Source organism: Corallibacter sp. (assembly GCF_048381695.1).
GTDB classification, from domain to species: domain Bacteria; phylum Bacteroidota; class Bacteroidia; order Flavobacteriales; family Flavobacteriaceae; genus Corallibacter; species Corallibacter vietnamensis.
Genome location: NZ_JBLXHI010000025.1, coordinates 1 through 7311, shown reverse-complemented (window position 1 = coordinate 7311; position 7311 = coordinate 1). Strand labels below are relative to the sequence as shown.

The 7311-nt window shown below is 30.7% G+C and carries 8 protein-coding genes; 1 reads left to right on the top strand and 7 read right to left on the bottom strand.

Annotation, left to right across the window (positions count from 1 at the left end; all coding sequences use genetic code 11):
* Nucleotides 1-306 precede the first annotated feature (306 nt).
* Nucleotides 307-795 carry a YqiA/YcfP family alpha/beta fold hydrolase gene (locus ACN5J3_RS14140; RefSeq protein ID WP_418512155.1) on the bottom strand — a complete coding sequence of 163 codons (489 nt, stop codon included), beginning with the start codon at nt 793-795 and terminating at the stop codon, nt 307-309.
* 253 nt (nt 796-1048) lie between these two features.
* On the opposite strand from ACN5J3_RS14140, the gene ACN5J3_RS14135 reads away from it, so the two are divergent.
* On the top strand, nt 1049-1363 hold the full coding sequence (locus ACN5J3_RS14135; protein ID WP_418512154.1) for a hypothetical protein: 315 nt from the start codon (nt 1049-1051) through the stop codon (nt 1361-1363).
* A 70-nt stretch (nt 1364-1433) separates the two neighbouring features.
* Here ACN5J3_RS14135 and ACN5J3_RS14130 read toward each other — a convergent pair whose 3' ends face one another.
* From ACN5J3_RS14130 to ACN5J3_RS14105, 6 genes are all read right to left on the bottom strand, one after another.
* The gene (locus ACN5J3_RS14130; protein ID WP_418512153.1) at nt 1434-2354 is read right to left on the bottom strand and encodes a YeiH family protein; all 921 of its coding nucleotides are present in this window, start codon (nt 2352-2354) and stop codon (nt 1434-1436) included.
* Between the two features lie 76 nt (nt 2355-2430).
* The gene (locus tag ACN5J3_RS14125) at nt 2431-3315 is read right to left on the bottom strand and encodes a LysR substrate-binding domain-containing protein (RefSeq protein WP_418512152.1); all 885 of its coding nucleotides are present in this window, start codon (nt 3313-3315) and stop codon (nt 2431-2433) included.
* 146 nt (nt 3316-3461) lie between these two features.
* On the bottom strand, nt 3462-4391 hold the full coding sequence (locus ACN5J3_RS14120) for a hypothetical protein (RefSeq protein WP_418512150.1): 930 nt from the start codon (nt 4389-4391) through the stop codon (nt 3462-3464).
* 182 nt (nt 4392-4573) lie between these two features.
* Nucleotides 4574-5134, bottom strand: a complete 561-nt coding sequence (locus ACN5J3_RS14115; RefSeq protein ID WP_344713957.1) for a hypothetical protein — start codon at nt 5132-5134, stop codon at nt 4574-4576.
* Nucleotides 5135-5269: 135 nt separating this feature from the next.
* On the bottom strand, nt 5270-6376 hold the full coding sequence (locus ACN5J3_RS14110) for a DUF6920 family protein (RefSeq protein ID WP_418512149.1): 1107 nt from the start codon (nt 6374-6376) through the stop codon (nt 5270-5272).
* Nucleotides 6377-6752: 376 nt separating this feature from the next.
* Complete coding sequence (locus ACN5J3_RS14105; RefSeq protein ID WP_334471014.1) at nt 6753-7220, bottom strand: hypothetical protein; 468 nt, start codon at nt 7218-7220, stop codon at nt 6753-6755.
* Nucleotides 7221-7311: the final 91 nt, after the last annotated feature.

Below are 7311 nucleotides of genomic sequence, written 5' to 3'. Positions count from 1 at the left end.
TATTTATGGCGTTTATTACTGCTGATGGTAGTCAAGTATCAAACAGTATTTATTTAGGCTCTGGTACAGCTAATTAATGCTTGGTGTTTTTATTTGGAAACCGCTCTAATCGAGCGGTTTTTTTTGTGCTATATTAGTAGCTCAATTTATTGATGTTTACTCTTTATTTATTCTTTTTATGTATTTTTTGCACCCTATTTGTTGCCCAAATGCCTTAACGTCAATAGACATAAGGATAGTTAAATATTGTATCGGGAAATAGACGCTGTGCTTACCTTTTTGTTATGTTAGTGTTTAGGTTTTAAATTATAAGGATTTAAAAAACAGTTGTATTTCTTCTTTAAAGACGTCTAAGGGGATGCGATGTGCTAAATGGTTATGAATATGTATTTTATATTCCGGATGATCTATGAGCGTCTCAGATAGAAACTTAAGGGTTTGTTTAGGGTTTACGACATCATCTTGTGTGCCTAAAACGATTTGCTTCAAACGGCTTGAGTTGTTTTTTATTTCAGGGATGTTCTGTGGGACAGATCTCTTGGCTAGGGCGGGATTAAATAATAGGGCAGGGCATTGCATTATGTTTGAGACGTAATAGCCTGTAAAGCCACCCATACTACTTCCTATGACGATATTAATTCCCATTGCTTTAAAAGCTGTGCTTATACTCGCAATAGCGTGTGTGTCTGATAGGTAATCTATGGCTGGGGCAAACACCTCTCCATAAGGTTCTAGTAGCGCTCTTTTTTCGGGGCTTAAACTTCCATTTAAACCATGTATGTATAGGATTTTCATTGTGCTGTTGGGGCTTTAATTTTTAAATAATGCAGTGGAAAGATACAAAAATTAGCAGCTGTAAATGGCATGTGTTATTGAAACATTTCTAGAGGTATTAGCTGTGACTTCTGATGATTTTATTAGAGTAATCCCTAAGTCTGTTTTTTCTGCCATGCTATAAGCTTGTTTTAAGCCTGTTATAAGCACGGCATAACCACGCTATAACCTGTATTGTGGGATTTTGTATATTGCTGTATTATAGGTACTTAGCTTGGAATTAGATGTTGTGGCACAACAGCGCGGTATTATCCCTTTAATAGGGACGTTGAATGGTATTAATTTTTATTATTTGAATGGTAAGCCTATTGCCCGAAAAGCGGGTGGTGGATTTACAAGAAAAGCAATACAAACGAAGTCTAGTATGCAGCATGTGCGTGAAAACGCTACTGAGTTTGGGCATTGTTCTGTGGTTGATAAAGCGTTTAGATCTGTTTTAGGTCCTTTTTATAAGGGGTACAAGTTTACGCATTTTCATAGTCGGTTGATGGGCTTGTTTATGCGGTTAAAGGTTTTGGATACGGTATAAATTCTATAAGGATTTTTGTAAGAAGGCGAGCGTCAGTTAGTTAATTATACATGGTGTTTTTACACAGGCTTTAGTTTAAGATATAAAATAATGAAAAAAAGGAAATAAAAACCCACAAAGTCAGCGCTAATACAATGGGTTTCATTCCTGTAGATTTCAAATCTTTTATAGATATGGTTGAGCCTACTAAAAACAATGTTATTATTAATAAACGTTTAGCCATTAATACAATTAAGCTAGTAGTTGTTTCTGGTAACATATGGTAGCTATTAATTAGTATTGCAATAATAAATAATACAATAAAGTAAGGGATTTTTATTCTTTCTCCTTTTGTTTTGAATAAAAACATTGAAAAAATGGATAAAGGGATGATCCACAAAGTTCTAGATAGTTTTACTGTTGTTGCAATTCTCAATGCTTCGTCTCCATAACCTAGTGCAGCTCCAACTACAGAACTTGTATCGTGTATTGCAATTGCACACCATAAACCGAATTGTTCTTGTGTTAAACTTAAAAAATGTCCAATTGCAGGAAACACGAATAAGGCAATAGAATTTAATAGAAAAACAATACCTAAAGCAATACTTATTGTTTTACTTTTAGCTTTAATAACTGGAGAAATTGCTGCAATAGCACTACCGCCACAAATTGCTGTTCCAGATGTGATTAGGTGACCTAGTTTTAAATCTAACTTTAGAAGTTTTGTTAGTAGTAAACCTAGAGTGACAGTTAAAAGTATTGAATAAAAGGTTAAACTCAATCCTTCTTTACTTGTTTCTAAAGTTTCTTTAATGAACATACCAAACCCTAATCCAACAACCGAAATTTTTAAAAAATAATGAATTGCTTTATGACTGTATTCTTTAAATGGATTATTGAAAATAACGGTATATACAAAACCAAGTAACAAAGCAGTTGGGCTGTTTAATACACCTAAAAGCGCAAGGGTAATTATAAGGACGTAAACTGTTTTTGAAAATATATCTTTCATATCATTTAGTATTATTTGATACAAAAGTAGATTGAATGAATAGCCTGTAAGCAAATTAATTTGCTATCAGAGATAACTAAAAGTTATGATTAAGTCGAATGAATTTTTCAAATTTTTCCAAAGAATTTGAAAGGTAACCTGTTCTTTTAACAAAATAAAACCATCTTTCAATACTCAAGCCTTTTATGTCTATTATCTTGAGGTTATTATTAATTAAATCATCATTAATAGCATTGATTGAAAGAAGTGCATAATCGTTAGAGTTGTATAAATAGTTTTTAATAGCTTCGGTACTGTTCAATGTTACTACACAATTGAGTTTTGAGATGTTATTTTTAACTAAAAAACGGTCTATTATTTCTCTAGTTCCAGAGCCTTTTTCACGTTCAATTATGGGAATTTTTTGTAGCTCTTTTATATCAATACTTCCTTTTTTAAATGAAGAATTATTAACATTGGTTACAAGAACAATTTCGTCCTTTATAAATTTTTTAAAGTGCATTTTTGGGTTAGAAAAATTCCCTTCTGTAATTCCAAAATCGATTTCCTCATTTAAAATTAAATTTTCAATATTTTCTGAATTATCACTAACTATATCAAATTTTGTTTGAGGGAATTGCATTCTAAACTTCGCAATTACTTTTGGGATGACATAATTGGATAACGTTGTACTTACCCCAAAATTTATAAACTCTGGAAAGGTTTCATTTTTATGTAGAAATTGCTCATCCATTTCAGAATAGATAGCTAATATTTTATTTACATATATAAGGAATGATTTTCCTTCTATTGTTAATTCAATAGAGTTCCTTTTTCTAACAAAAAATGTTGTTTTATATTCTTGTTCTAAATTCTTAATTGCTTTGGATATGGCCGGTTGTGAAATATATAATTGCTCGGCAGCTTTTGTAAAACTTAAATGTTTAGCAACAGTCTTGAATATATGTAACTTTGTTTTCATTAACTTGTGTAGAACGGTCTAGTATAAGAATAGTAGTGGCTTTATAAACGCTAATTTTTAAGTTAAATACAGACTTTTTTTATTTTTACTTACTTTGGTTTTAGTAATTAAACTGCTATTATTTTTATACATTGTTGGCAATAGTACTATTTTATTTTAAGTGAGGTCTTATAAATTTTACTTAAGCCATTATTACTTTCATTAATATAGTTTCTAAATTCTGAAATAGTATCGAAATTTCTTGGATGTATATTATTTCTTTTGCTTGTAAAATATAAAATTTGGTTTTGTTCATCATAAAATGGGCAATATTCCATATACTTTGTGTTCACCGGAACTCCTAGATTTACAGCCTTTTTCCAGTTTCCTTTTGTATCCTTCTTCGAAATATATAAATCCCCACTTCCTTGACCATCTTTTTCTTTATATTTTGAATAGATTATGAAATCTTCTTTTTCTGAAATAAAGGCATTAAACTCATAGCCGGCACTGTTAATGTTTTCATCTAATAAAATAGGATTTGAATAATTGTCACCTTTCCATTCGCAATAATAAATATCATCTTTTCCAAAACCGTCTGGCGATACCATTGTAAAATATATATTTCCATTTTTACTGACAGAAGGATAAAACTCGTCTAATTCTGAATTAATTGGTTTTCCAAGGTTTTTAGGTTTTGACCACGCCTTATCTTTGTTTCCTCTTTCAACATACCAAATATCAAAATCCTTTTTTTTATTAATAGAATCATTTAAAGGTCTATTAGAGACAAAAAATAGTCGCTTATTATCATATGATAAAAAGGGCTCTAAATACATATATGAATCACAAAACGGTAATAATTCTGGTTCTAACCATGCATTTTTGTTCTTTTTAATATAAGCAAGTTGCGAAATGTCTTGATTAGGACTTTGTACCGTAAAGAATGCTTCATTCCCATCTTTTGAAATACAAAAATCTCTTACATTAATAAATTGATTAAGCGCTTTATCAAATTGAGTAATATCAGATTCATTCTGAGCTGATAATAAATTTGAAATAAGAATTAACGAAATTACTAATCTGATTATTTTCATTATTGAAGTTCTTTTAAAAGTATTATTGTCAACGGTTTAGTGTATGGTTTACTTCTACGTGGTTAAGCAACTAAGTTAACAAATAAAAACCGAATGGACACGAGCAAAGCGAACTGGAGTTAGCAATTTCGTAAGTAGGTTAGTACTAGCTATTAATTCTATACGGTGTTGGAAAATCGTTTTTATTTTTTAAACCATTCTGTTGTTTGTGGTGGTGGAGGTGGTGGTGGAACGAGTTTGTATTCATCTGCCCACTTTTTCCGTTGAAACTTTGGTTTATTATAACTGTCCATTAATGATTGCCACCATTTTTTTAAATCTGAATTTTGGTCTAATATGCTTCTCCGAGTGACTCTTGGTTCATTATTCGAGTTGTTATGCTCGATAATTAATTCAACAATATATAAGTAGTCATTCAGTCCCCAATCAGATTCTGTTTTAATCCATTTAGAGCTGTAAATCGTATACACATATTTATTTATGTCAGGATTAAAATAGATATCAGTACTTAACTTATATTCTCCGCTCTTTGCTTTTTTGCTTTGGATTAATGAAATTAGAGTATTTAATTTAGCAGTTTGTCCAAAATCAGATTTTAGTTCTGAAAATTTATTTTGTTCAATTAGTTTTTTTGTTTTCTCACCAAGACTATAACTTGCTCTTATTTCTTTCAGTTTTTCATCTTGACAATTTCCAGTTAGAGAGATAAATAAAAGGATAAAGATTAATGTGTAGTTTCTCATTTTAAATGTTTGCCAACGTCTAGTTTAAGAATAGTAGCGAATTTTTATGCACTAACTTTTCGGTTAAACACAGGCCTTTTTTATATTTATTTACTTTTGTTTAAGCGATTAAACCGCTATTGTTTTTATATATTGCTAACCATCTGGCATTTCTTTCACGTTGTATTTGATTTCCTTAATTTTTAATTTTAACCAAGTCCATTTACCACTCTCCAATTTCCAACTTGCTTCGCATTCGATAGGTATTTTTATTTCATTTCGTTCTTCTGTTTTTGTCGCAATAACAGTCCATTCGGTTGGTTGTTCTGAATTTGAATCTTGATAACGCATTGCTACAAATCTTTTGAAGTTTCCTTCTTCGTCAAAGTGGAATTCTCCCGTACCTTTTGTTCCGTTATAATCCATAGTTGCTTTGGCGGAATATTGGTTCAAAGTGTCCCACTTTATGTATGGACTTAAAGCCGCTGAAGGAAACCAAACTATTTCTGCCAAATACCTTTGTAAGGTTGCTTGGTTAACTTTACGGCTGTTTTTGGCATCTGCTACAGAAATGAGCGATAATAGCTTTATTGTCATTTCTCCATTTCCACTTTCAAATTTATCCCGACCAACTACGCTAAAAATTGAATTCATTTTTGTATCAATGTTCCAATTAAATGCTGGCGGATTTATCGTAAAATACTGTTCGGCTTTTCCATTGTTCCAATTTTCTTGGTCGGGACTTAATTTAAGTTGTAATTCTTGAGTCAAATGCACATTAGAAATCGGATGTTTACTGATTGTTCCACTATTAATCATCCACTTTTGTACAATAGAAGGTAATTCCGAAATGGTCTCTTTGGTAATTACTTCTTCACTAACAGTCAGTGAGTTTTCAAACAGTTTTTTCCGTTCTTCTGTAATCTTATTTTTAAAGCTAATATTTGAATAAGCTATTATTACTGATACGAGAATTATTAGGTTTGCTATTGTACCAAATTTTGCGTCAGACCAATAGGTTAAAATCAAAATCTGTGAAGCAATTACAGCTAAAAATCCAATTAACCACCAATAATTGGACTGAAATATTAGTAAAATGATTGCAAGTGCAAAAAGAAGAAATGTTAATAGCCAAACTAATCCAAAAGTTTTAGGAATTGGTTGTGAAATAGCCGTAAATTCAGATATGCCAAATGCTTTAAGAAACCCGAATAAATGGATAATTCCGTGTATTCCAATTAATAAGATTAAAGCTATTCGCATCGTTTTTTGCTTGTGGCTAACGTGTTTGTAAATGGTTTGTTGCGTTCAAGTACACGCTTTTTTTTCGCAATCACAATATAGTAAAAAGTACGCAAAGATCATCGTTTTAGCTAGCTACAGCAATGCAATATACACGTCTTAAGTTTGTAATTTATTAAATTTAATTAATAATCAGAAAGAACAAAAGAGAGCATTAAGGTTACTATACACGGTGAAGCATTAGACTTTGGCAACATTGATAATCCTCTCTCTTTTACTACTTAAACTTCGTTCAGTTCTGTGAGACCTAGATCTCGTTTTCAAGTTGTTGAAATATGAATAGCCGTAGCGAATAAGTTGCTTGTTTTTTAACTCAGTTCTTTGTTGGCATTAGTTTTTATTCTAATTTCTTTTTTACAGGTATTAAAAGTTTGTGAGTAAAATTTCCTCCATCATCAGTTCGTTCACTTAATAGAATTTCTATATTTCCATCCAAGAGATTCTCTTCAGTTGCAGTTAATTCGAATTTTAAACCTTTTGAGTTTATTTCAGGTCCATTCAGGTCAACGCTTTTATTTTTTTGAACCTTTAAGTTTGATAATTTTTTATATAAATTTTCTTTTTTGAGATATATTTCTGTTGGTTCTCCAACGACTAAAAATCCAAAGTCATTGTTTATAATGATTTCTATTTTGTCGGCACTTGAGTAAATAAATTCAGTTGAATTCTCAATCGATTTATTAATTTCTATTTTGGATTTAGATACTGTTCCAGTTTCAGATTTCGTATCTGTATTTTTTCCGCAATTTGATAAATTCAGAGTGATTAAAACACATAATATGTAATTTCGAATATTATATTTCATTTATAATACGATTTTTTTGTATTATACTGAAATAGGTTGACTCTTTTTGGTTACTATTTAGATAGTTCAAAAGATTTTTTTTAGCCGTTTA